General features: G+C 43.4%; 19 protein-coding genes and 1 riboswitch. Of the genes, 10 read left to right on the top strand and 9 right to left on the bottom strand.

Annotated elements, in window-relative coordinates; translation table 11 throughout:
* Positions 1-7 precede the first annotated feature (7 nt).
* A complete protein-coding gene (locus tag IG80_RS0104610; protein ID WP_032112758.1) occupies positions 8-940 on the top strand; it encodes a hypothetical protein in 933 nt (310 codons plus the stop codon).
* A 24-nt stretch (positions 941-964) separates the two neighbouring features.
* Here IG80_RS0104610 and IG80_RS0104605 read toward each other — a convergent pair whose 3' ends face one another.
* From IG80_RS0104605 to ribD, 5 genes are read right to left on the bottom strand one after another with little or no spacing between them, the layout of a single operon-like run.
* Complete coding sequence (locus tag IG80_RS0104605) at positions 965-1,342, bottom strand: riboflavin kinase (protein WP_032112757.1); 378 nt, start codon at positions 1,340-1,342, stop codon at positions 965-967.
* Positions 1,326-1,802, bottom strand: a complete 477-nt coding sequence (ribH, locus tag IG80_RS0104600; protein WP_032112756.1) for a 6,7-dimethyl-8-ribityllumazine synthase — start codon at positions 1,800-1,802, stop codon at positions 1,326-1,328. The genes IG80_RS0104605 and ribH overlap by 17 nt, the downstream gene beginning before the upstream one ends.
* Positions 1,792-2,979 (bottom strand): bifunctional 3,4-dihydroxy-2-butanone-4-phosphate synthase/GTP cyclohydrolase II, encoded by a 1,188-nt coding sequence (locus IG80_RS0104595; RefSeq protein ID WP_032112755.1) that lies wholly within the window; start codon positions 2,977-2,979, stop codon positions 1,792-1,794. The genes ribH and IG80_RS0104595 overlap by 11 nt, the downstream gene beginning before the upstream one ends.
* Positions 2,972-3,580 (bottom strand): riboflavin synthase, encoded by a 609-nt coding sequence (gene ribE, locus IG80_RS0104590; protein WP_032112754.1) that lies wholly within the window; start codon positions 3,578-3,580, stop codon positions 2,972-2,974. The genes IG80_RS0104595 and ribE overlap by 8 nt, the downstream gene beginning before the upstream one ends.
* Complete coding sequence (gene ribD, locus IG80_RS0104585; RefSeq protein WP_052046022.1) at positions 3,573-4,712, bottom strand: bifunctional diaminohydroxyphosphoribosylaminopyrimidine deaminase/5-amino-6-(5-phosphoribosylamino)uracil reductase RibD; 1,140 nt, start codon at positions 4,710-4,712, stop codon at positions 3,573-3,575. Before ribD ends, ribE begins: the two co-directional genes overlap by 8 nt.
* 132 nt (positions 4,713-4,844) lie before the next feature.
* Positions 4,845-4,996: riboswitch (FMN riboswitch) on the bottom strand.
* A gap of 201 nt (positions 4,997-5,197) precedes the next feature.
* Between ribD and ygfZ the strand changes: the two genes are divergently transcribed.
* The 6 genes from ygfZ to IG80_RS0104550 all read left to right on the top strand — a co-directional run bounded on the left by ygfZ (position 5,198) and on the right by IG80_RS0104550 (position 13,179).
* Positions 5,198-6,079, top strand: a complete 882-nt coding sequence (gene ygfZ, locus IG80_RS0104580; protein ID WP_032112753.1) for a CAF17-like 4Fe-4S cluster assembly/insertion protein YgfZ — start codon at positions 5,198-5,200, stop codon at positions 6,077-6,079.
* Positions 6,080-6,192: 113 nt separating this feature from the next.
* On the top strand, positions 6,193-7,980 hold the full coding sequence (dnaG, locus tag IG80_RS0104575; RefSeq protein WP_032112752.1) for a DNA primase: 1,788 nt from the start codon (positions 6,193-6,195) through the stop codon (positions 7,978-7,980).
* 14 nt (positions 7,981-7,994) lie between these two features.
* Positions 7,995-9,932 (top strand): RNA polymerase sigma factor RpoD, encoded by a 1,938-nt coding sequence (gene rpoD / locus IG80_RS0104570; RefSeq protein ID WP_032112751.1) that lies wholly within the window; start codon positions 7,995-7,997, stop codon positions 9,930-9,932.
* 578 nt (positions 9,933-10,510) lie between these two features.
* The gene (locus IG80_RS0104560; RefSeq protein WP_032112749.1) at positions 10,511-11,428 is read left to right on the top strand and encodes a class I fructose-bisphosphate aldolase; all 918 of its coding nucleotides are present in this window, start codon (positions 10,511-10,513) and stop codon (positions 11,426-11,428) included.
* Positions 11,429-11,654: 226 nt separating this feature from the next.
* The gene (efp, locus tag IG80_RS0104555; protein ID WP_032112748.1) at positions 11,655-12,221 is read left to right on the top strand and encodes an elongation factor P; all 567 of its coding nucleotides are present in this window, start codon (positions 11,655-11,657) and stop codon (positions 12,219-12,221) included.
* Positions 12,222-12,375: 154 nt separating this feature from the next.
* Positions 12,376-13,179, top strand: a complete 804-nt coding sequence (locus IG80_RS0104550) for an inositol monophosphatase family protein (RefSeq protein ID WP_032113366.1) — start codon at positions 12,376-12,378, stop codon at positions 13,177-13,179.
* A 46-nt stretch (positions 13,180-13,225) separates the two neighbouring features.
* Here IG80_RS0104550 and IG80_RS0104545 read toward each other — a convergent pair whose 3' ends face one another.
* Positions 13,226-14,536 carry an MFS transporter gene (locus tag IG80_RS0104545; RefSeq protein WP_032112747.1) on the bottom strand — a complete coding sequence of 437 codons (1,311 nt, stop codon included), beginning with the start codon at positions 14,534-14,536 and terminating at the stop codon, positions 13,226-13,228.
* Positions 14,537-15,299: 763 nt separating this feature from the next.
* On the opposite strand from IG80_RS0104545, the gene IG80_RS0104540 reads away from it, so the two are divergent.
* Positions 15,300-17,630, top strand: a complete 2,331-nt coding sequence (locus tag IG80_RS0104540) for a DEAD/DEAH box helicase (RefSeq protein ID WP_232224326.1) — start codon at positions 15,300-15,302, stop codon at positions 17,628-17,630.
* 264 nt (positions 17,631-17,894) lie between these two features.
* On the opposite strand, the gene IG80_RS0104530 is transcribed toward IG80_RS0104540, so the two are convergent.
* The 3 genes from IG80_RS0104530 to IG80_RS0104520 form a co-directional block, all read right to left on the bottom strand.
* Positions 17,895-19,289, bottom strand: coding sequence for a phosphomannomutase/phosphoglucomutase (locus IG80_RS0104530; protein ID WP_032112745.1), 1,395 nt, complete (start codon positions 19,287-19,289; stop codon positions 17,895-17,897).
* Positions 19,290-19,424: 135 nt separating this feature from the next.
* Positions 19,425-20,759 carry a UDP-glucose dehydrogenase family protein gene (locus IG80_RS0104525; protein WP_032112744.1) on the bottom strand — a complete coding sequence of 445 codons (1,335 nt, stop codon included), beginning with the start codon at positions 20,757-20,759 and terminating at the stop codon, positions 19,425-19,427.
* An 11-nt stretch (positions 20,760-20,770) separates the two neighbouring features.
* A complete protein-coding gene (locus tag IG80_RS0104520) occupies positions 20,771-21,649 on the bottom strand; it encodes a UTP--glucose-1-phosphate uridylyltransferase (RefSeq protein WP_032112743.1) in 879 nt (292 codons plus the stop codon).
* Between the two features lie 169 nt (positions 21,650-21,818).
* On the opposite strand from IG80_RS0104520, the gene IG80_RS0104515 reads away from it, so the two are divergent.
* Positions 21,819-23,909: a sodium-translocating pyrophosphatase gene (locus IG80_RS0104515; RefSeq protein WP_032112742.1), complete on the top strand. Its 2,091-nt coding sequence runs from the start codon at positions 21,819-21,821 to the stop codon at positions 23,907-23,909.
* An 80-nt stretch (positions 23,910-23,989) separates the two neighbouring features.
* Positions 23,990-24,520 (top strand): inorganic diphosphatase, encoded by a 531-nt coding sequence (gene ppa / locus IG80_RS0104510; protein ID WP_032112741.1) that lies wholly within the window; start codon positions 23,990-23,992, stop codon positions 24,518-24,520.
* Positions 24,521-24,576: the final 56 nt, after the last annotated feature.

The raw sequence follows: 24,576 nt of genomic DNA, 5'->3' as shown, positions 1-24,576 counted from the left end.
ATTTATTATGGATATAAAAAATAAAATTTTCCTTTTAGGTTCAGCCTTTACTCTTTTTTCCCACACAGTCTGTTCTGCGAATGATGATCATCATGTGTTTGATAGACATTCTGTACCGGTTGCAGCTAGTCAATATGTTGAAAAATATGATTTTTCAAAGCTAGTCCCTTTTGATTTCAATGAACAAATGGAATTTGCAAAAACAGTAAGAGTAACTTCATTGCCTGCTTTAGCTACTTTTCATGGTAATGGCCGTGAATTGCGATATTTGGCTGTGCAGCACGCAATTGGAGCTTCCTCGCCAACATTTCAATCGATTCGTCAAACAATAGAAGATTTTCAGCCTTCTTGCCTCATTCTAGAAGGATTTGAGAATTGCGACGAGACCATTCAATGGATTTCCGAACAATATAAAAAGGAGCCTGAGTATTGTGGAGAACCGCTATATGCGGCATATCTAGCCAAAGAAAAAGGGGTTTTATTCATGAGCGGAGAACCAACGGATCAAGAGATTATTCGTCACTGTATAAATAAGAATTATACTAAAAATGATGTTGCCTATTTTTACTTCACACGGCTAATCCCGCAGCACTATCGCCAACAGAAGCTCTCTTTTGAATCAGATTTACCTCGGTTTTTTGAAGACTTATCTCAAATGTGGATGGGTATCTTCAATGAAAAATATACGCATGAAGGATACCAATCTTGGTGCAACGAAGCTTATAATAAACCCTTAACATTCCAACAAGTTATTGATACAACGCAGACATCACCCATTTTAACAGGGCACAAACTGCAAAAAATTGGATATGAAGTTGGTCTTGTAAGAGATAAAGAAATTTTAACAAGAATTTTTGATTCCATGCAAAAATACGATAAAGTCCTGGTAATATATGGAGCCTCGCATTACTTCACTCAACGGAAAGTTTTGCAACATTAGTTAGGTGATGCTACGTATAGTGATTTAAGTCAACTCAAACCATTCTCGTAAAATCTTAAGATCATCTTGAATTAATACTGCCATCTGTTTATCAGATTCGAAGACCACTGGAGAGCGATGAAACCACAACAATTCGACCTGGATATTAGCATTATAAAGGTCAAGGTCGCGGTCAACCAGGTAAGCTTCGACCAAAGTGTCTGAGACATAGCAAAGACTGGGGATCTGCTGCAACATTGGTCTATCGGGTACGCTGGTGTACCCACCATAAACTCCAGGAGATAGAGTGGTTTTTGTGTGGATATTAGCTGTTGGCGTGCCATACAGACGCGCTTTTTGCTGGCCATATTGGACAGTTCCGCCCACCAATATCGGGAATTTATTCTTACTGACGTAATGCATTGATCACCTGAATCATTTCAATTGTCGTTTCCGCAAACTCATAGCCTTTATGACCATGATTGCCACCTAATCTTTCATAAGCTTGAGCTTCATTTTCCGTTGTCAAGATGCCAAAGACAATGGGTTTTTTGGTCTCAAGACTAATTCGAGCACAACCATCGCTGACTTGCCCGCAGACATAGTCATAGTGGGAGGTTTCACCCCGAATAACGGCACCTAAACAAATGATGGCGGCATGTTTGTTTTGACTTGCCATGAGGGAGGTCACCACTGGAATTTCGATAGCGCCGGGGACAATGATAACGTCGATGTCTGCCTGATGAATACCGAGCTCTAACAAACGTTTTTCAGTTCCTTTAAGTAATTTCTCAGTGATATCGCTGTTAAAACGGCTAACAACAATCAGAATTTTTTCTGATTTTGATAAAACCTTACCCTGGAAATTGATTTTAGTACTCATTAAGGATGTGTCCTAGTTTTTGGATTTTTGTCTGTTGATAAAGGGTATTTTCTGGGCACGGTGGAATGACAAGAGCGACCCGTTCGCAGGTGATGTGAGAGTGTGTAAAAGCTTGGATTTTGGCTGGATTATTGCTGAGAAGACGTACCCTATTGATGCCAAAATCAGTAAGAATCCGAATCGCCAAATCATAACGGCGGTTATCAGTTGGGTATCCAAGCACATGATTGGCTTCTACCGTATCAAGACCTTGCTCTTGTAAGGCATAAGCCTTAATTTTTTGGGCCAACCCAATGCCGCGCCCTTCTTGACGTAAATAAATGATCATCCCCGCAGGTTCGGTCGCAATTTGCTGTATTGATTCTTCTAATTGATCACCACAATCACATTTTTTGGAGCCAAATACATCACCAGTTAAGCACTCAGAATGTATTCGAATGAGGGGTGATGGCACTTTCTTAAAATCACCATGCCATAAGACAACATTGTCGTGATCATCGATATCCTTATAAATACACACATTAAAATCTCCCCATTTAGTGGGAAGTTTTGCTTCAGCTTGCGTAATTTCAAGGCGTTCTCTCAACGCCACCAAATCCTCAATGCTAATGAGAGGCAGTTGATGTTTTTCCGCAAAAATTTCCAGTTCGGGCAGACGCATCATCGTGCCATCGTCGTTCAAAATTTCACAAATCACCCCACCTGGTTCAAGACCGGCAAGCCGGGTCAAGTCCACCGCTGCTTCTGTGTGACCACGGCGCTCCAATACCCCTCTTTCTTTGGCCCTTAATGGAAAAATATGGCCAGGAACGACAAAATTGTCAGGATTGACATTTGGTTGCATTGCTAGCTTGATGGTATGCGTCCGGTCGTAGGCGGAAATGCCAGTAGTAATACCGTTTTTAGCATCCAAACTAAAGGTAAAAGCGGTGCCATGATGATCATGATCAACAGCTGTACGTTGGAGGAGAGGGAGTTGTAACTTATCAATGCGTGTCCCAGGCAACGCTAGACATACCAGGCCGCGGCCATGGGTGATCATGAAGTTAATCTGCTGGGGGGTTATAAGATCTGCAGCGGCAATCAAATCACCTTCATTTTCTCTATTCTGGTCATCAACAACAATAATCATTCCTCCACGGCCTAATTGATTGAGAGCTGTTTTTATTTTATCCATGAGTGATCCCTTTCTGGTTTTTTAAGATGGTCATAATACTTTTTGTAAGATGATCAATTTCGACGTTGATTTGGTGGCCGAGTTGATAATGCTGGACGATGGTTGCTGCTATCGTGTGGGGGATAAAACTGATGCCAAAAGTCGCGTCAGTGACATGGGTAATTGTCAAGCTCATCCCATCAAGGGCAATAAATCCTTTGGGAATAAGACAGCCTTGCCAGAAAGGAGGTGTAGCAAAAATTGCATTCAGTGCTTCTCCTTCACGAATCAGTTGAAGCAATGCTGTTGTACCATCGACATGACCTTGAATGAGATGACCGCCAATACGATCACTGACTCGCAATGCACGTTCTAGATTAACAGCATTCCCTTCTTGAAGATCAGCAATATTGGTGAGTCGTAAAGTTTCAGGAATTGCTTGGACCGTAAAGCATGATCTATTAAAGCTAATCACCGTCAGACAAACGCCATTGACGGAAATACTATCACCCACGCGCATATCCTCTGTAATTCTTCCAGCAGTGATTTCTAACGTTTTACAGGTATCGGTGGTTATACAAGACTGGATCACACCTATTTCTTCGACCAGACCACTAAACATTCAAAAACTCCTTATAGGTATGGGGGGTTATAGCAGTTTCACCCATTATGAGAATGTCATCACCCACGCGAGAGCTCGTACAATGATGTAAAGAGCTTGCCGCGGAAAGAGGGGATCTCGATACGGAATTCATTGGGCTTAAACCCGGCGTTCCTATTAATTTTGGGGCAATATACGCCTGGACGCGGTTGATAAGATTTTGCTCAAGAAATTGACCTAAAACCTGGGCTCCCCCTTCAACAAGCAGACTTATAATCTGGTGATCTCCAAGACAATCGAGGACAGATACGAAATTAAAGCGCCCTTGTTCAGTTGGTAAAAACTGGAGCTCGATTCCCCGGCATTCAAGGGCTTTGAGCCAATGAGGGTCAGCAGTGTCACATGTCACAATCAAAGTTTTTGCTCCAGGTTGGAGGAGGTGATGCGAGAGAGGAATGGCGCCCGTCCGAGTAACAATAATCGGGCGTGGTTGTCTGACGTCGGCAAGTGACTTATAGGAGCTACCTTCAGGTAAGATTCGAACGTTCAGCTCTGGATTATCCAAAACAGCAGTGCATTTGCCGATCAAAACAGCACCGACTTCAGCGCGCAGACTATGGGCAGACCGGCGAGCAGCTTCTCCTGTAATCCATTTAGATTCCCCTGAAAGTGTTGCGATTTTACCATCCAGACTCATGGCCCATTTGGCAATTACAAACGGGCGGTGGTGGCGCATATAATGAAAAAAAGCTTTATTAATCTGATAGGCTTTGTCGGCCAACATACCCACATGAACCTCAATCCCAGCCGCCTGCAATCGCTTAATTCCTTGGCCATTTACTTTTGGATTGGGGTCAGGTAAGGCGACAAAGATTCGGCTGATCCCGCTGTTGATGATGGTATCAACACAAGGAGGCGTATAGCCATGATGGCTACATGGCTCCAGCGTCACATACATATCAGCCCCATTAGCTGAGTTTCCTGCCTGGCTAAGAGCGAGGACCTCTGCATGGCTTTTGCCGGCAGCCCAGTGACAGGCTGTTGCAATCACATGACCATCTTTCACAATCACGCAACCCACCTGGGGATTAGGATGAGTAGAGTATTTTCCTTGTTGGGCGAGAGTAAGTGCTAATGACATCCAGATTGACATAATAACCAGCCCCTTTTACATGTTCAGGGCGTGCTTTAAGAGAGAGTTCTCCCGTAATAAGGAGGATAGCAGGAAGTACGCTCAGAGCGCATTCATGGCTGAGGGTATATTCAATGCACCCCCGTCTCTTTCTTAAACCTTCTTTCCTCCGGACTATGACCGTCGGCTCTGGAGTTACACCAGATCTGCTGTCCTTATGGTTGTGAACATAAGCGCTCGCGGGCTTTCCTTGCTTGCCAAGAATTACCGCCGGTGGGGAATTACACCCCGCCCTGAAGGTTTATTTACTTTTATAGTATAAAGCAGGAAAACTTTTTTCGCAAGTAAGGGCATCTTAACGACACGAAATTTATTGTATCTTAGGTGAAATGGTGCGACAAATAAGCGTAAGTTTTATTATATTTACCTATTTTTTTAAACGCAGTGAAGGATGATATGTTTGGGAAGGCTCAAACTCACATGCTGCCCATTTTAAGATCACGATTATGATTTATTGCACGGAATTAACTAATAGAGGTGTTTTAAAGGTGGCGGGCCCGGACCGCTTCGTATTTCTGCAGGGCTTGCTGACCAATGATGTAAGCCGGTTGACATCCGACACATCTCTCTATAGTCTGCTGCTCACACCGCAGGGAAAGCATTTCTTCGATTTGTTTTTAGTTGCTGTTGGCGATGAATGGTGGGTTGAGGGTGATCGATATCGTCTGGAAGAGCTCAAGAAAAAACTTAGTCTTTACAAGCTTCGCTCAAATGTCTCGCTTGACATTGATTTAGATCAGCATATCTTCTCCCTGTGGGGTGCAGATGTTGTTGCAGCCTTTGATCTTAACGATAGGATTCCCGGACATACCCAACACACCCCCTTATGGCATGTCTATAGGGATCCACGGCACCCCGCGTTAGGCGCGCGGATGATTGTGGCGGCAGATCATGTTGCAGGCTTGTCACATTGTGAGGGGCTCACCATGGTCGAGGCAGATGAGTATCGCTATTACCGCTATGGGTTAGGGGTGCCCGAATCGGATGCTGAGTTACTGGTTGATAAGTCAATCCCTCTTGAAAATGGGATGGATGAGCTTAATGCCATTGATTGGCAAAAAGGCTGCTATATGGGCCAAGAGCTGACATCACGCACGAGATATCGGGGTCTGGTGCGTAAACGATTGTTCCCAGTTACCGTGAATGCAACTGTTAATGTAGAGACAAAAATTGTGGCAGGCGAAAATGAGGTTGGTACCTGGCGCAGTCTTTGTCGTGAGCGGGGGTTAGCTCTGATTCGCCTTGAGGCATTGGATAAAGAGTTAACCTGTGGCAGTGCAAAAGTAACCGTTGTTCAGCCGAATTGGATGGTATTGCCAGAGGCGTAAGATACCTTGGATTTGGTGGAAAATACCATCATTGTGAGTCTTTTTTAAGGGCGTGGGAGCAAGGAAAATATTGATTTTTTTTCTAATGAATTAAAAAGAGAACCTAAAAAAGAATGACGAAATTAAACGAGTTTACCCAATTATTACGTGACAGATTGCCACTGTCCGTTGTGATTGCTCGTTTTGTTGCCATTAAGAAAAAAGGTCGTGAATATAGTGGCCTTTGTCCTTTCCATGAAGAAAAAGGAGCATCTTTTACGGTTAATGATGATAAAGGATTTTATCATTGCTTTGGCTGTGGGGCACACGGCGATCTATTTAATTTTGTTATGCAGAAAATGAATTTGCCATTTATGGAGGCGGTTGAATATCTCGCTCAGCAGGCAAATCTGTCTGTTCCCCAGTTGGAAAGTGCGAAGGTTAATTCAGAAGCTAAAGAGGCACAGCAATCCCTCTATCAGGTGATGGAGATGGCTTGTCAGTGGTTTGAAAGTCAATTGCGTCATTCTCAGGCAGAATCTGTGCGTCAATATTTAATGAAGCGGGGAATGATAGGGGCCACAGCTAAGAAATTTCGTGTTGGTTATGCGCCTGAGGCAGGATTAAAAGAGTTTTTGCTGAAAGCAGGTTGTATTGAATCCCAATTGATCCAGTTAGGGTTAATAATTCAGTCGGAGAAGAATACACGCACTTATGATCGATTCCGGAGTCGCGTGATGTTTCCCATTCAAGATGTGAAGGGCCGAGTGATTGCTTTTGGAGGGCGGATTATTGAGCAGGGAGAGCCTAAATATCTGAATTCACCAGACACACCCTTGTTTCATAAGGGACGTCAACTTTATGCCTTGAATCATTCGCTTTCAAAAGCAAGAAGTGGCCAGCCTTTTGTGGTTGTTGAAGGCTATATGGATGTCATCAGTTTGCATCAAAATGGAATTGAGACGGCAGTAGCGCCCCTGGGAACTGCGCTGACACCGGATCAATTGCAGTTATTATGGCGTACTTCACCAACGCCGATACTTTGTTTTGATGGTGACACGGCAGGAATTAGAGCGGCTGAACGGGTTGCGCAAAAAGCCTTAGAAGTGATTACCCCTGGCTATAGCTTATCTTTTTGTTTTTTAAGTGACGGCGAAGATCCCGATAGTTATATTAAGCAATATGGGACGAGTGTATTCCAACAATTGTTGGGTGCAGCTAAACCGTTGATTGAGGTATTATGGAATGACTTTATTGCTAAGCAAGATTTATCCACACCAGAGAAAAAAGCAAAAGCACGTAAAGAGATTTTAGGGTTGACCAATCAAATTCGTGATCCAGATATTCAGCATTTTTATCGCCAAGATTTTAATAGTCGATTACAAAATTTTTTGCAAAGCCAATGGAATAAAAATGGTCGGAGTTATGTGCCAACTGCTAGTCTGGTGACCAAAAAGTTGACATTGACGAAAAAAAATGCCGATGGACAAAAAATTTTGTTGGCAACTTTGCTAAACCACCCCACATTAGTATCACAGGTAAGCGAACAACTAATGGATTTAACGTTTGCGGATGGGTCCCTCAATGATCTGCGGCAAAAATTGCTCGACATTTGTGGTGAGAATCCTCATATAGAGGTTATCTCTCTCAAAGAACAATTACAACAGGCAGGTTTTGGCGCAACATTGGATCAACTCTTGTGTCGTGATGTCTATCACAAAGCACGATTTGCGCATCCGACAACTGATTTACAGCAGGCCCAGAGTGGTTGGCTTGAAATTTGGACTGCAATGCAAGAGGTGCATAACCTCAAGCAAGAAGTGACTCAAACCGCAGCAGAATTATCGTCGAGTTTAGATGAACAAGTTTGGCAACGGTTAAAATTATTGAAAAAAACCCTAGTGGTTCGGAAAACTAACTAAGGAGCTCTGACAATATGGCAGGAAAATTGGCACAAAAATCATCTGAAAGTGATACTATTGACGACATTCCTTTGATGGAACTCAGTAAGTCTAATCCGACACTGAAGCGACTCATCAATAAAGGAAAGGCGCGTGGGTATATCACTTATGATGATCTGAACGAAGCACTTCCTCAAGATCAGCTATCTTCTGATCAAATTGATGAAGCAATGTCGACTATCTCTGAAATGGGAATCAGCATTGTTGATAGCGATGAAGTTGAAGAAGGCGCATTAGACGGTGAGCTTTCACCTGAAGAATATAATTCCTTTGACGATGAAGAGGAAAACGAAGTTGCAGAAGTAGCGGTAGGTCGTACTGACGATCCGGTGCGGATGTATTTGCGCGAAATGGGCAATGTTGAATTGTTGTCCCGTGAAGGTGAAATTGCAATAGCCAAACGTATTGAACATGGCAAAGAAATGATGCTTGGCGGTCTGTGCGAAAGCCCCTTGACTGCACGTGTGGTTGATTATTGGCGTGAACAGCTGGAGGCTGGAAAGCTTTTATTGCGTGAAATTATTGCGATTGATACCAATAATAGCTTTGAAGATGGTGATGATTTGGCAGATACCCTTGTTGATGAGATCGAAGGGGAAGAAACTGAATTGGAAGAAGGTACAGAGGGTGAAGCGGATGTAGAGACACCGACACAGCCATTGTCTGCCATGGAACAAAGCTTATTACCAAAAGTGATGAATCTTCTTAATAGCTATACAGAATTATATTCTCAATTCTGGGATCACCACCAGGCTTTGATCACAAAGAAGCAAACAGGTGATCAAATTATTAATGACGAGACTTATAAAAGTCTGAAGGTCTCTTTGATTGGAGTGATTGATGAACTTAAACTCAACCCGGGTAGTATTGAGTATTTGGTTGACGAGCATAACAAAGTAAATCGTCGCGTATCAAACTTGGAGCGCCGTGTGGTAAGTTTAGCTGAATCTTCTGGGGTGAAGCGTGAATTGTTTTTGGATTTTATCGCCAAAAATAAAATTGATGGCGAATTTATCGGTAAGGTTTCTAAACAAACTGGTAAAGGATGGAAATTATTTATTGAAAAGCACGAAGCCGCCATTCAAGAACTATTGAAAATGGTGGAAGAAGTTTCTGAGGAAACCAGCTTGGAATTCTCAGAGTTCCGCCGGATTGTGACTGTTATTCAACGGGGCGAACGTGAATCATCTCGTGCTAAAAAAGAAATGATTGAGGCCAACTTGCGATTGGTCATTTCTATTGCGAAGAAGTACACTAACCGGGGATTGCAATTCTTGGACCTGATTCAAGAAGGAAATATCGGATTGATGAAAGCTGTTGATAAGTTTGAATATCGCCGCGGATATAAGTTCTCAACCTATGCGACTTGGTGGATTCGTCAGGCTATTACGCGTTCCATTGCTGACCAGGCTCGAACTATTCGTATTCCAGTTCACATGATTGAAACGATTAACAAGATCGTTCGCACCTCACGTCAGATGATGCATGAAATTGGCCGTGAACCAACGCCAGAGGAATTGTCTGAAAAGCTAGCAATGCCTTTGGAAAAAGTACGCAAAGTCATGAAGATTGCCAAAGAGCCCATCAGTCTTGAAACGCCTATTGGGGACGAGGAGGATAGTCATCTTGGAGATTTCATCGAAGATAAGAACGCGGTTTTGCCAGTTGAAGCAGCGATTCAAACTAATCTTCGTGAAACGACAACACGAGTCTTGGCAAGCTTGACACCCCGTGAAGAACGGGTTTTGAGAATGCGCTTTGGTATTGGAATGAACACGGATCATACTTTGGAAGAAGTGGGCCAACAGTTTGCGGTAACGCGTGAGCGTATTCGTCAAATTGAGGCCAAAGCTTTGCGAAAGCTGAAACATCCAAGCAGGTCCCGCAAATTACGTAGCTTTTTAGATACTTAATAGATTATTGCGAGCCCTCGCGTTCGAGGCCGTGCCAATCTCTTCCAGTATAGGACAAGGAGATTGACACGGACTTCCTCTTTAGAACAATCGGATTCATTCTACTATCTATTTAATCTCCCCCTTTTTACTAAAACTTCGCCTCATTTTCAGCTGAAAATGTCTCAAAATCATCCTTATGGGAATAAAAGACGAGAGAACCCACGGTGAAAAAGATTTGTTCCCATGGTTTTTACTTGCGATGGATTTTATTCCAGGAGTGCCGCATCCTCTCTTCCTTTAGAGAATATAGTGAATCCAATTGATATTTGGAAAATTATAGCACTCAAATTTGAGGCGATTTTTTCGCTTGGCCGACAAAGTGAGTTGGTTCTCCCTACGGGGGTCAAGTGGAAAAAGAAGCTCACAGATGGGATGATAGAAATTCTGAATATCAATTGGATTCACTATATATAATATATTGGATGGTTGCAAATTAAGTAAAAAATCGGATAAACTGGGCTCAATTAACGCTTCTTCTCTATAAATCTTTACTTATAAAGAAGGGGCGAATTCCGTTTAAAAATAGGTCTTTAAAAATGCGTTTGACACAAAAAGTTCGGAAAATTCTTGCCCAATATGAAGGGGAAACCCCTGGCGTTAAGCAAAACCTTGCAAGAATCTTGATGCATGGAAAGCTAAGTGGGACAGGAAAGATGGTCATTCTTGCGGTTGACCAAGGTTTTGAACATGGTCCACGCACGTTTGTCACCAATCCTGAGGCGTTTGATCCTCATTATCACTTTCAATTTGCCGTTGATGGTGGGCTATCCGCTTACGCTGCGCCCCTTGGCTGGCTAGAAGCAGGGTCTGACTCTTATTTGGGGGCTGTCCCAACAATCTTAAAAATCAATAGCAGTAACAGCCTCTACGGGAAAGATAATGCTCCCGATCAAGCCATTACTGCCTCAATCAATGATGCGTTGCGTCTGGGCTGTTCTGCAATTGGATTCACTATTTACCCAGGCTCCGATGCTTCATTAGAACAGATGGAAGAACTGCGGGAACTCTCCGCTGAAGCCAGAGCTTGTGGGTTAGGGGTTGTGGTTTGGTCTTATGCTCGCGGCGCAGTTTCAAAGCAAGGAGAAACAGCAGCCGATGTGATTGCATATGGAGCTCACATGGCCTGTTTATTAGGGGCTCACATTGTAAAAGTAAAGTTGTCGACAGACCACTTAGAAATACCAGAAGCAAAAAAACTGTATGAGCAACATGTAAAAGTTGATACGTTAAAGGCACGAGTTAATCATGTGGTTCAGTCTTGCTTTAATGGTCGTCGGATCGTCATTTTCTCTGGCGGTGAAGCCAAGGCGGCGGACAATGTAGTGCAAGATGCCCAGGCGATTAGGCAAGGTGGTGGTTTTGGGTCCATTATTGGACGAAATTTCTTTCAACGGCCAAAGCCTGAAGCGCTCAAAATGTTGTCAGAGATTATTGAAGTATTCAAAGGAAAATAGGAACAATTCAGCCTATACTGGTCGCCATTGAAACCACAATCTCGTCATTGCCCGCTCTTGTAAAAGGAAATGTAATCTCCTCAAGAATATAACTGGGAGATTGCCACAGAAGTTTACGGTTATTCTTCAATGATGAGTCTGTAGTTTGGAAAGTATCCAGTATATATTGGTCCTAAATTGAATAATTAGGCTTAGCCAGTCACAAATAAGATAAATAGAGGTTTCAATGAAAATTAATGGAAACGCCGTTCGAGTCGGCAATATTCTTGAGTTTGAGGGCAAACTTTGGGTCGTCACAAAAACACAGCATACCCAGCCTGGTAAAGGTGGGGCCTATATGCAGGTGGAAATGAAAGCGCTCTTGGAAGGGACAAAAACCAACCAACGTTTTCGCTCCTCTGAAACTGTTGAGCGCGTCCATTTGGATGAACGTCCCTATCAGTTCCTTTATGAAGAAGGCGAAGACTTGGTCTTCATGGATCAAGATACATTTGAGCAAATTTCTATTGCCAAAGATTTTGTTGGAGATCCAGCTGCGTTCTTGCAAGACGGAATGATGGTGAATGTTTCTATGTATGAAGACAAACCAGTTGGCATTCAATTACCAGAAACGGTTGTGTTAGAAATCGATCAAGCTGACGCGGTGGTTAAAGGACAAACAGCCTCTTCCTCTTACAAGCCAGCAATCTTAACCAATGGCCTCCGGATTATGGTACCGCCGCATATTGGTTCTGGCATGCGCGTTGTCATTAACACGGCAGATGGGACCTATGTCGAACGGGCTAAAGATTAATTTGACAGTGGGTTTAATGTAAGAAGATAAAAATAGATTTTTATTGGCTTGTCAACTGGGGGCGATCTAGCAAATCCTTTCAATATTCTGGCAAGTAAGTTATTTTTTTCAGCACAATAAAAGAATAAAAGGTGATTTTATGCTCTCTCAACGAATGGCGGGTTCTTCAGCCCTGATTAACGTGATGATTTCAGCGGCTGAAAAGGCGGGTAAAGGGCTTATCCGCGATTTTGGTGAAATTGAGCACTTACAAGTATCACGTAAAAGTTTGGGTGATTTTGTGTCCACAGCAGATCGCCGTTCCGAATCGATTTTGATCCAGGAGTTAAGCAAATCTCGGCCTGGCTTTAGCTTTCTTGTGGAAGAAAGTGGTGAAATCATCAATAGCGACAAAAATAACCGCTGGATTATTGACCCGCTTGATGGGACGACAAACTTTCTGCATGGCGTGCCGCACTTTGCGATTTCGATTGCTCTTGAAAGCAATGGCGAAATTGTTGCTGGGTTAATTTTTAACCCGGTAACTGACGAGTTGTACTGGGCAGAAAAAGGCAAAGGCGCTTTTCTTAACCAACGTCGTTTACGTGTTTCTGGTAGGCGTCATTTAGACGAAGCCTTGCTGGCGACAGGCACACCTTTTGGAAGTCGCGGTGATGCCAAGCGCTTTGTTAATCTCATTGAAAAAATTATGCCGATTACAGCAGGTTTGCGTCGTTTCGGGGCAGCTGCTCTTGATTTAGCGTATGTCGCTGCTGGCCGTTATGAAGGTTATTTTGAGATGAGTTTGCAACCGTGGGATGTGGCTGCAGGGGCCATTCTTGTGAAGGAAGCAGGGGGGTATATCTCAGACTTCAATGGCGAAAAAGATTTCTTGAAGACAGGTGATGTTATTGTTGGAAATGAACCAATCTTTCTTGAATTGACCAAGCTTATTTGTCCTCGTATTCCTAAGACATAAAGATTTTTTTCATTATAGGCTCACTCTTTTTGAGCCTATACCCTCCTTAAATAACTTTATCATCCTCACCAAAACGACGATCTTTTGCTTCATAACCAAAGCCAGCAACAAGGGCAAGCAGAATAGCGACAATTCCTGCCACTAAAGCTAAGGCTAGCGCGTAATCGCCCCCATGGGTGGCCGCAATCCCTGCTTGCATTGTGGCGTTGTAAGAAGCAAATAGGTTACCCACTTGATAGGCAAAACCAGGAAAAGTTCCGCGTAGCTTGTCAGGAGAAATTTCGTTGAGGTGGACTGGGACTACGCCCCAAGCGCCTTGAACGAAAAATTGGACCAGAAAAGAGCCAATGGCAAGGCCAATCGGTGTGGTTGCTTGCGTCCACATCGGTATTGCTGGCAAAACCAAAAGAACCGCGGTAACAATTGCGCGGCGCCTGCCAATCTTACTGGATAAGGCGCCAAAAAAGAGCCCCCCCAAGATCGCTCCGATATTGTAAACAATGGCAATTATACCGATCGTATGACTTGATAGGTTTCGTTGTTGCTCCAGAAAAGTGGGATAGATATCTTGGGTGCCATGACTTAAGAAATTAAAGCCAGTCATCATCACAACAGCCCACATAAAGATTTTGACATGTCCCTTGAGTGTAGAACTAAAATACCTGAAGAAGCCGGTTTCTGGTTTCGCATTTTTGGCCTCCCTTTTATCTTGATGCCCCTTAAAGAGGGGCTGAAATTTTATAGGTTTGGCATGATGTTGCTGGGAGATAAAAGCAGGTGATTCTTCCACATTACGTCGAATATAAAATACGAGAAGAGCGGGGATGACACCAACCATAAACATGCCCCGCCAACCAATAAGGGGATAAAGAAAAAAGAAAACAATGGAGGCCAGAAGATAACCTGAGGGATAGCCAGTTTGTAGTATGCCCGAGACAATGCCACGTACTTTTTCTGGGACTGATTCAAGGGTAAGCGAGGCGCCAACTCCCCATTCTCCCCCCATTGCAATCCCATACAGAGCACGGAGTATAATCAATACGGTGAGGGATGGCGCAAAACCAGAGGCAAATTCAAGCACTGAATAAATCAGAATATTTGCCATCAAAATAGGGCGACGACCCAAGCGATCGGCAAATATACCAAAAAGAAGGGCTCCTATCGGCCGCATGGCGAGTGTTAGAGTGATGGCGAGAGTTACTGATTTTATGTCAGTACCGAAGGTTTGAGCAATGTCCTTTAAGACAAAAACAAGAATAAAAAAATCAAATGCGTCAAGTGTCCAGCCAAGATAGCTTGCAATAATCACATGCTTTTCCTGGGAAGTTAACTGGCGCAGCTCAGATAAAATGGACATCATCCAATACTCTCAAATTTCTTAAGGTGTCCTCTACCCCTCGTCATCCAAAAACCTGTTTTTCGAATTACGATAGGTATACTTTATGCTCCAATTTCTTAAAAAGAGCCTAACATAACGTGAATTTGAGGGAAGAGATTTCTCCCTGAAGTTATAGTCATCCTCGAGTGCAATGACTCTATTGAGCCCGCCCTCCCCTTTGAAAGAGAAACAACCTGTGAATATGTTTAAGGTCTAATGTTTAAGGTCTAAGGTGAGACTTAAAAAATATAGCCAATCTATACTAGATTGGCTGTAGTATAATAATTAAACTAAAAGTTTGTTTATACCCTTATGAATGGCTTGAAAAGTCAGTCAGTTGCGAATTTTTAGGTTTATTATTAAATCTAAAGTTTAAATTTTGGGACGGCAAGCAGCAAAAGACGGTAGTTTCGAAAGCATGTTTAGCATCCACCAGGATTTCTAAATCCCACGTAATAGGCTATTCACTAAAACTTCAGAATCGGCAGCACCCGTGGAATTTGGCCTCATTTTCAACTAAAAATGGATCAAAATCATCTTTACCGTCAACGACGGGAGAGAGAACCTCGTTATTGCCTTTCATATATTTTCTTTAATGCTGAGTTTAGGTCATTCACTCTTCCTTATCTTATCCGAAAACTTATGGACAAAAACCCTTTTCTCCTTATATAATAGCTATCACTATATGGTGATTATCACTGCGCAACAACTATTCATAAAAACAAGGCTAAGTAAAAGACTGATGACTTCACTAGTCCAAGAAACAATTTGTGCTGAAACAATGAGTGCGAGCGATAGTAGCTGGCCCTTTAGAGTTAAATTCAAAATTTTTGCAGGCGAAGTTAAATCAAAGGAACGTCCGTGGTCCGCTGTTAAAACGGTGGAAAAGATCTTGGGTGATATTTACTTTGACTATCCCCATGTAACTGCTCGCTTGGGCCCTACTGAATCAAGTGAGGGACGGGCTATTGAGCTAGAAAATCAGGTTGTTGCCCAGCTAATTGAGGCGGGTTGGGTTATTCTCAAGAATTATGCTGCCGTTGTTGATGCTTCTGCTTTAGAGGTTGCGAATGTGATTTTGGCAGCAGAAGTAGAAAACCTTGCGGATCAAGCACGCGCTTTTTACTTTCAGACAATTCCTTTGCTAAAAGAGGCTGGATGGGATATTGACATTGATGATACATTCCCGTTTCGCCCTGTTGAAATGAATGGCGAATGGTATGCCAACTTAGACAAAACATCCTCAACCAGTACCGATTGGTTTGATCTCGAATTAGGGATGATGATTAATGGCAAGCGTGTCAACATTTTGCCGATGTTGGTCAGGATGCTGCGCGAACAAAGTACTCGAACTCAAGTCCAGTCAGCATTAAAAGATGACGGGGCATTTATTTACGTACCTTTAGATGACGGGCAATTGCTCCCAGTGCCAGCCGAAAAAATTCGATTTATTGCGCAAACACTGATAGAATTGCACGACGCTGATGCTTTGACAGATGAGGGGAAACTTCGCCTCTCGGCTTGGCAATCAACCCAACTTGTTGAAATTGAAGCCGCTATGCAGGCCGCTCAAATGCGGTGGTTTGGTGATGAACAAATTCGTGTGCTTGGCAACAAACTAAAAGACTTTACCCAAATTGAACAAGTGGAACCACCTCGTGGATTGCAGTGTGAATTACGTAGTTATCAAACCCAAGGGGTTAGCTGGTTACAATTTTTGCGCGACAATAATCTTAATGGCATTTTGGCCGATGATATGGGGCTTGGGAAAACGATTCAAACTTTGTCCCATATTTTGACAGAATTTGAGTCAGGGCGGATGAATTTGCCTACGCTTGTTGTGGCACCGACCAGTTTGATGACTAACTGGCGCACAGAAGCGACAAAGTTTGCCCCTGACCTCAAGGTTTTAGTTTTGCATGGCAATGAACGACGCGATCTGTTTGAACAAATTAACAATCACCATTTGATTTTAACGACTTATCCTTTATTGTCCCGCGACAAAGATCAATTGTTAAAACATGAATATCACATGCTGGTATTGGACGAAGCGCAAGTTATTAAAAACCCTAATACCATGGCGCACCGAATTGTTCAGCAGGTTCAGGCGCGACATCGCCTCTGCCTTACTGGGACGCCGATGGAAAACCATTTAGGTGAATTGTGGTCATTGTTCTATTTCTTGATGCCAGGATTTTTGGGAGATCAAAAGAAATTTAACCAGATTTTTCGCTTTCCTATCGAAAAAATGGGCGATAACGAACGTCGTCAGAGCTTAGCGCGTCGGGTCAAACCTTTTATGTTGCGTCGTACTAAGCAACAAGTGGTTTCTGAACTGCCGCCCAAGACAGAGATTGTCCAAAACATCGAATTGTTGCCCGAACAGCGTGCGCTCTATGAATCAATCCGTATGACGATGCATGAACGCGTTCAGCAGGAAATCCGCGATAAGGGCTTGAAGCGCAGCCATATCGTTATTTTGGATGCGCTGCTTAAGCTCCGACAGGTTTGTTGTGATCCAAGATTGCTGAAGTTAGATGCGGCTCGTAATATAATTGATTCCGCTAAGATGCAATTCTTGCGGGATACGCTCCCGGAAATGATTGAGGAAAAGCGCCAAATTCTGTTGTTTTCTCAGTTCACAAGTATGTTGGCTTTGATTGAGGAAGAACTCAATCAAATGGGTATCTCTTACGCGAAGTTGACAGGACAAACCAAAGACCGCGCTCAACCTATCGATGATTTTCAATCCGGTAAAGTATCTGTTTTCTTGATTAGTTTGAAAGCAGGTGGAACTGGCTTAAACTTAACGGCGGCTGATACCGTTATTCACTTTGACCCTTGGTGGAATCCTGCTGTTGAAAATCAGGCAACCGACCGAGCCTATCGTATTGGTCAGGAAAAACCTGTGTTTGTTTATAAATTGATGACTGTTGGGACGGTTGAAGAGAAAATTATGGCGATGCAGCAGCGTAAATCTAACTTGCTATCAGGCATATTTAAGTCCAATAGTGAAAGTGAAGCGGCCTTTTCTCCCGACGATTTAGAAGCCTTGTTTGAGCCGTTGTCTTAAGGTCTTGTCTGTGGATAAAGATTGGTTCAATGCACGACAGTATCCATAAAAATGCTGTTCCCCTAGGGGACCCTTGTCATCCTTACCGTAGAGGGAGTGGGCTTGCAAAACAAGCCTTGCGACCTCTTAAGCGGAAGATCATGGCTGTTAGAAAAGCACATGAACCTTCGGGGCAAGCCCAAGGGGGGGGGGGTACAGCCAGGGCCGGCGGAGAATGATTTGTTCTTCTGTCATCTCTTGAGAAATTTTCTATATTAAATTTTGCTAATAGAACTTATCCATACCAAGAGCCCCAGCACCGACGTAGGGTTCAAGCACTGTTTTCATGTGTTGGATAAGGTGAGGAAGTTGTTCTTTTGTATAAGCTTCGCATCGGGCCACTAAAATGCTTTGGGTGTTGGAAGCGCGCACCAACCACCAACCACTTTCTGTTGTGACGCGCACCCCATCAATGGCGATAAAATTAGTCCCATTTTTTTCAAGATCGGCGCGAATTTTTTGTACAATCTCAAATTTATGTTGATCATCACAAGGAATACGGATTTCAGGTGTATTGTAATATTTTGGCAGTTGATCATATAATTCATGTAAAGATTTTGATTGCGTTTCAAGGAAGCTGATGAGTCGGATGGCCGCATAAATGGCATCATCATAACCGTAATAGGTGTCCGCAAAGAAAATATGACCACTCATTTCGCCCGCAAGAGCAGCGCCAATTTCGCGTAACTGAGTTTTAATATTTGAATGGCCAGTTTTACCCATGACGGCAATCCCTTCCAGCTTTTCAATATAATTAAATAATGCCTGGCTTGACTTAACATCGGCAATAATCTTGGCGCCTGGATTGTGTCGCAAGACGTCTTCTGCCAGCAAACAGAGCAATTGATCGCCCCAAATAACCCGTCCCTTTTTATCAATGACACCGATGCGATCCGCATCACCATCAAAGGCAATACCTATATCGCAATTGTGAGCGGCCACTGTATCACATAATTGCACTAAATTTTCTTCAACAGCTGGATCCGCAGGGTGCGCTGGAAAAGTGCCGTCGATTGTTGTATTGAGTAAAATCGAGTGATTTTGGAGGCGTGCGGTAAGCATTTCAATGATCTCACCCGCCGCCCCATTCCCACAATCCCAGACAATTTTAAGCTTCTGAGTCGTTTTCTTAGGGGCATCAATCAGTAAGCGATCTAGATATTGATCTCGCAGATCAATAAATTCTAAGGAACCAGGAGTTTCACTTGTCTGGGGAACCGTATCTTTTAATTCTTGAATCTGAGGCCCGAAGAACGGAAAGTCTTTAAGTGTGAGTTTTAGACCATTGTCTTCAGGTGGATTATGAGATCCCGTCACCATAACCCCAGCCACTGCAGGTGTAATTTTTGTGGCATAATAAAGCATTGGGGTGGGACCAACGCCAACATCCAAAATGTTAGCCCCAGCATCCCTCAACCCCTGAATAAGAGCAAGACTGAGATCGGGCGAACTTAACCTGCCATCTCTGCCGATACAAATCAGCGGGTTTTTGTGGCATTGATGGAGGATAGTTGCAAAACGTAGCCCGATTTCATAGGCATCAGCTGTAAAGAATGTTTTGTTAAAAGTACCACGAATATCATATTCACGAAAAATGGACGTATTAAACTGATGAGTCATTCTTGATCCTTAGGGCATTGAGTTATAATGTGGCTCTTTGGCTTTCTAACCGAAAATTGAAAGAAGTCTCTTTTTGGGTATATTCCAGTGAAACTGGGTGTCCCTTTTAGATAAAATATCTCTAAATCGCCTTAATTAAATTTTAGTCACAGAACCTAAAGCTGCGGGTCTACCGATAGAAATATAGTCAAATCCAGCTTCAATCATCTCATTAGGTTTATAAATATTACGCAAGTCAATAATGAGGGGATGTTTCATTGACTGTTTTAATTTGTCTAAATCTAAAGCCCTAAATTCGTTCCATTCGGTTACAATCACAAGCGCATCTGCCTCAATGGCAACTTCATTCGCATTTTTCCCATAAGTGATATCGGGTAATAGACGGTTTGCAATACTTTGGCCAATAGGATCGTAGGCCGCAACGGTGGCCCCTGCTTTGATAAGTTCAGGAATAATGACCAGACTTGGGGCATCTCGCATATCATCCGTATTTGGTTTAAAGGTTAATCCCAAGAGGGCGATTTTTTTGTTTTTAACAGATCCCCCCATGGCAGTGATAATTTTTTGAGCCATGTTGAGTTTACGGGATTCATTGGATTTAGCGACAGACTCAACAATACTTGTAGGTGTTTCAAGTTCATGGGCTGTTATGGCGAGAGCCAGAGTGTCTTTAGGGAAGCAAGAACCCCCATATCCAGGGCCAGCATTGAGGAAATGCCGTCCAATTCGGTGATCAAGTCCCATAGCTTTAGCCACATCTTGCACATCAGCCTTGGTTTTTTCACAAATATCAGCCATCTCATTAATAAAGGCAATTTTGGTCGCCAAAAAAGCATTGGAGGCATATTTGGTGAGCTCTGCCGTTTCAATACCCGTAAAGATCATCGGAGTTTCAATCAGATAAAGCGGGCGATACAGCCTTTGCAATACCTCTTGAGCTCGATTCGGGCCATCAGTACCAATAACAATCCGGTCTGGGCGCATAAAATCGCTAATTGCGGCTCCTTCCCGTAAAAATTCAGGGTTGGAGGCCATTTCAAAGTGGGCAGTGGGATTTGCGTCACGAATAATCGTCTCAACCTGGCGGGCTGTACCCACAGGGACGGTCGACTTTGTCACAATCACGGCATACCGTTTTAGGGCTTTACCCACTTCTTCAGCGGCGGTAAAGACATAAGATAAATCAGCCTTGCCTGTTTTCTCGCACGTGGGGGTGCCGACAGCCAAGAAAATGACATCAGCAGTGGCAACGCTTTCAACTAATTTAGTCGTAAAGGTAAGTTGTCCAGACTTACTTCCCTGTTGAAGGAGGCTATCTAATCCCGGCTCATAAATCGGAGAAATACCCCGATGTAATAAATCGATTTTTGAGTGATCTTTATCAACACAGGTGACTTTATAGCCAAATTCAGCAAAACAAGCCCCGGTAACAAGGCCAACATATCCAGCACCAATAATCGTAATTTGCATAATTTTTGCTCTTAAGAGTGATACTTAGTGATTGCTTTTAGCAAGCTTGGTTGTAATTCTGGGTCATTATAAGCATAGGCAATATTTGCTTCAAGCCAGCCTTCTTTAGTGCCGCAGTCAAATCGTTCTCCTTCAAATAACACGCCGGAGAAGGGGATGTTTTGGGCAATCATCGGATTAAAAGCATCGGTTAATTGAATTTCTTGACCAATCCCTACTTTTTGAGTGTTGATATGGTTAAAAACTCGGGGATCTAAAATATAGCGACCAACAATGGCGGTCCGAGACGGAGATGTCTCAGGATCAGGTTTTTCAACCACACTTCTGGCAGAAATCACACCATTTTTCTGATCAGCAATATCAAGAATTCCATAGCGAGAAACTTTTTCTGCCGCTACTTCCATCACCGCGGTGTAGTTGCCGGGGCCATTATTTTCATAAGCCTGAACCAATTGCTTGGTACAGGGTGTTTGGGAAAGGATCAAGTCATCAGCTAATAACAGGGCAAAGGGTTCATCTTGAATCAAGTGCCTGGCGCACCAAACAGCATGACCAAGTCCTAATGGATGTTGCTGGCGAATAAAAATTGCCTGTCCTGGTTCTAGCTGGGTTTGGCGAACTTTTGCGAGATCTTCTATTTTGCTGCGTTCTTGCAAGACATTTTCCAAAAGCTGATTGCTATCAAAATGATCTTCGATCGCCGTCTTACCCTGGGAAGTAATAAAAATGAAACGCTCGATCCCTGCTTCCATTGCCTCCACCACCGCATGTTGAATCAAAGGCATATCGCCAACGATCAACATTTCTTTAGGACTTGCTTTGGTTGCTGGTAGAAACCGAGTACCTAAACCCGCAACAGGGAAGATGGCAGTTCTAACTTTTTTCATGATTATGCTTTATTATCTTGATTGTTACCGAATATAAAAAAATGCACCACAAAGCCAAGATATAATTCTATTAAAAAGAGCTCCCTTGGCAAAAAATATAAATTCCCCCTTTAAAATTACTTCTAATTGACCTTTAATTGAGAATAAGCGCCCTACGAGTAAGGAAAAAAGAATGGAATACGTTTTTGAGATAATTATTGGTTGTGGTGGCTTAGCAATTCTCTATGCATTGGTAGCAAGTTTTTCCGTCTTGCGCCAGGGGATGGGGACCTTAGAAATGCAAAGCATAGCTCTGGCAATTCAAGAAGGGGCAAAGGCCTATCTTGCACGCCAATATCTAACCATTAGTGGTGTTGGTCTTCTGATTGGGATTTTATTAGCTTGGCTATTATCCCCCCTGGCGGCAATGGGATTTGCCTTAGGGGCGATTCTCTCCGGGCTTGCTGGATTTATTGGAATGAGCGTTTCGGTGCGGGCTAATAGTCGCACGGCGGAGGCAGCACGTTTTAGTCTCAAATCAGCTCTCAATGTAGCCTTTAAAGCTGGGTCCATTACAGGCTTTCTTGTGGTTGGTTTAGCTTTGATAGGAATTGCCGGTTATTTTTGGTATTTGATGACTCTTGATATTACCCAGCGTCAACTGTTGGAAGGATTAGTGTCGCTGAGCTTTGGGGCCTCGCTTATTTCTATTTTTGCAAGGCTTGGGGGCGGAATTTTTACTAAAGGTGCTGATGTTGGTGCGGATCTCGTGGGTAAGATTGAAATAGGTATTCCTGAAGATGATCCACGCAATCCCGCGGTAATTGCCGATAATGTGGGTGATAACGTTGGTGATTGTGCTGGCATGGCGGCTGACTTATTTGAGACGTATGTCGTGACAATGGTTGGTTCCATGCTGCTCGCGTCGATTTATTTTCGAGGGTTATTGCAATATATGATGATGCTTTATCCTTTACTGATGGGGGCGACATGTATCATTGGGTCGATTGTAGGGACCTTTTTTGTCCGTCTTGGTCATGGAAAAGGGGTGATGCATGCTTTGTATAAAGGACTTATTGCGACGACAATTGTATCGACTGCAGCCATTGTGGCATTGACCTATTATCTTTATCAAATAATGGCAATGCATTTTCCAACGCCTCTTATTCCTTTTACAGAAATGAACTTAATCATCTGTGCCTTAACGGGTTTGGCAATCACCGGATTGCTCGTCTGGATTACGGAATATTATACAGCAACAACCAGTCGACCTGTGAGGTCAATTGCAAGTGCCTCCCTCACAGGTCATGCGACCAATGTTATCCAAGGTTTAGCGGTAGGGATGGAAGCAACTGTTTTGCCGGTGATTGTCATTGCTATTGGGATTATAGTTGCCTATGTCAACGCCGGTATTTTTGGGATTTCTATTGCTGCTGCAGCCATGTTGGCATTAGCGGGAATGGTGGTGGCCATTGATGCTTTTGGTCCCGTGACAGATAATGCAGGGGGGATTGCGGAAATGGCTCATTTACCTGACCATGTCCGCGTCATTACGAACTTACTTGATGCTGTGGGGAATACCACCAAAGCGGTCACAAAAGGCTATGCTATTGGCTCTGCCGGTCTTGCCGCCCTTGTGTTGTTTGCTGCCTATACTGAAGATCTGCGTTATTATTTCCCCGAGTACTCTCTCGAGTTTAGTCTCAAAGATCCTTTCGTTCTGGTTGGATTGCTAATTGGCGGCTTGATTCCCTATGCGTTCGCGGCGATGGCGATGAAAGCGGTGGGAAAAACGGGAGGAGCAATGGTGTGGGAGGTCAGACGTCAATTTAGGGAGCTTCCAGGCCTCATGGAAGGAACTCATAAGCCAGACTATAGACGCGCCGTGGATTTGCTCACCAAAGCTGCCATTCGGGAAATGATTATCCCTTCGTTGCTCCCTGTTTTGGCGCCCATCGTCTTATTTATTGGAGTGAGCTTTGTGGCCGGCAAAGAAGTTGGTTTTGTGTGCCTCGGTGCCCTACTGATGGGGACGATTGTTACTGGTTTATTCATGGCCATTTCCATGACATCGGGTGGTGGCGCTTGGGATAATGCCAAAAAACTGATTGAAGAAGGGCACTTTGGCGGCAAAGGGTCGCCTGCCCATATGGCGGCAATTACTGGAGATACCATCGGTGACCCTTATAAAGACACCGTGGGCCCAGCGATTAACCCCCTTATTAAGATCATCAATATAGTGGCGATCCTATTACTAGCCGTCTTAGCTGCGATGCACTCATAATTGGTAAAAAAATGGACAACTTAAATGAATTAAGTTATATCATTACCGATGATACTATAAAATTTTAAAGAGATTTCACGATGGATATTACAAAGATTTCAATAGGTACAAACCCCCCTCATGAATTAAATGTCATTATTGAAGTACCCATGGGTGCTGATCCGGTTAAGTATGAAATGGATAAAAACTCCGGCGCCATTTTTGTTGATCGGATGCTGCACACTGCGATGTATTATCCATGTAATTATGGTTTTGTCCCCCATACTTTGTCGGCGGATGGGGATCCAGCAGACGTTTTGGTCTTATGTGAGGAAAGATTGATTCCTGGTTGCGTTATTCCAGTGCGCCCTCTCGGTGTTTTGGTGATGGAAGATGAAGCTGGGCGTGATGAAAAAATCCTCGCTGTCCCAACAGCAAAGATCAGCGCAGTGTATGATGGAATTGAAAGTGTCCACGATTTGCCAAAGATTAAGCTTGAACAAATCGCTCATTTTTTCACCCATTATAAAGATTTAGAAAAGAATAAATGGGTTCGCGTTATGGGGTGGGAAGGTCGTGAAGAAGCCTTGAAAGTCCTCCAAGAAGCAATCGATAACGTCAAGAAAGGTTAACTTTTAAGGCTCTAACGTTCTACTTTTAACCTTTAGATACCTCATTGCGAGGGCCA

Source organism: Candidatus Paracaedibacter symbiosus (assembly GCF_000757605.1).
Taxonomy (GTDB): domain Bacteria; phylum Pseudomonadota; class Alphaproteobacteria; order Paracaedibacterales; family Paracaedibacteraceae; genus Paracaedibacter_A; species Paracaedibacter_A symbiosus.
This window is presented reverse-complemented; position numbering and strand designations above follow the sequence as displayed.